This is a genomic window from Streptomyces sp. NPDC017943, from assembly GCF_044328425.1.
In the GTDB taxonomy this organism is placed as follows: domain Bacteria; phylum Actinomycetota; class Actinomycetes; order Streptomycetales; family Streptomycetaceae; genus Streptomyces; species Streptomyces djakartensis_A.
Window position 1 is genome coordinate 1 of the sequence record NZ_JBIRHH010000096.1, and the last position, 1,096, is coordinate 1,096.

The window sequence follows — 1,096 nt, forward strand, 5'->3', positions numbered from 1 at the left end:
AGCAACGGCGTTCACCAGGCCATGCTCGGCATCGCCCGGCTCCACAACCTAGCCCTCACCGGATAACTCACACCCCATACGGGACAACCTCTAGGCGTGCAGCTTCTTCAGCACCGGCGCGATGCCGCCAGGTAGCCTCGTCCGCTCGACGAGGAAGTCGATCTTGTCTCCGAAATTGTCGTTGATCTTCTTTCGTTTCCTTTTCGAGGTCACCATCGCTTCGAGCTTCTTGATCTCTGAGCTAATCGTCGCTCGGCCCCCTGGCGAACCGGCGGTGCAGGGGGTTGTCGCTCTTGCGCATCGCTTCGATCCGACGGAGGTTCTCAAGCCGATCGAAGTGGTAGCGCTCGCCGTCGGGTTCGGCTTCGGCCATGCGGTGCATGATCAGTTCGACGGCGCTGTCGAGCAGGATGTGGGCCAGCCGCAGCTGTGGGACCCGTCCGGCCTCGATGAGGCGCTTGACCTCTTCGAATTGCACGACTACCAGTTCGAGGCGTTTCATCGGCCTGCCTTCCGCTTTCCGCCCGGCTCGCGGCCGAGGACTCATCACCGTAGTGAGCGGGCAACACGGCCAGCACCTGAGTTTCTGAGGGTCCTGCCGACCGTGGCAGCACACAACTCGCATCGCTGCCCAAAGCGTCAATTCGCCTCATCTCCAAGGCCTTGGACGGCGGAGCTCGACGACTGGCCTGCCGGTCGGCTACATCGTCATGCGGTCGGCGACCGTCCGCTGCTCCGTGCGGACTAACGGCGCAGCCTGCCGGGCGAGGTAGGACACGACGGCGACGGCCGGCAGCACTCCAGCTGCCCACTCTGCCCTGCTCTGCTCGGGTCGCCTGCGCCGATCTCGAGCCATCACAGGAGAAGCGGCCTCAGGGCGAGAGCGAGCACGGGCCAGGCGAGCGCTGACCACCACGCCCGGCGGACAGCTGACTGCGCGCGACGTCAGGGCAGCGGAGGGAGGTCTTCGTCCGTCATGGGGATCATCATGTCCCCGGGCTCGGCCTAGGTTCTGTCTCTTTGGTCAGCGCCGGGTCCAGATGAGGATGCCCGCGAGGTGGAGTGCGGCCTGGTAGGCGATCGCGAGCTTGTCGGT

General features: G+C 65.0%; 2 protein-coding genes. Both read right to left on the reverse strand.

Features of this window, described 5'->3' with window-relative positions:
- Window positions 1-90: 90 nt before the first annotated feature.
- The gene (locus ACH4C6_RS36510) at window positions 91-216 is read right to left on the reverse strand and encodes a hypothetical protein (RefSeq protein WP_398112855.1); all 126 of its coding nucleotides are present in this window, start codon (window positions 214-216) and stop codon (window positions 91-93) included.
- Between the two features lie 25 nt (window positions 217-241).
- Complete coding sequence (locus ACH4C6_RS36515; protein WP_398112856.1) at window positions 242-502, reverse strand: hypothetical protein; 261 nt, start codon at window positions 500-502, stop codon at window positions 242-244.
- Between the last annotated feature and the right edge of the window lie 594 nt (window positions 503-1,096).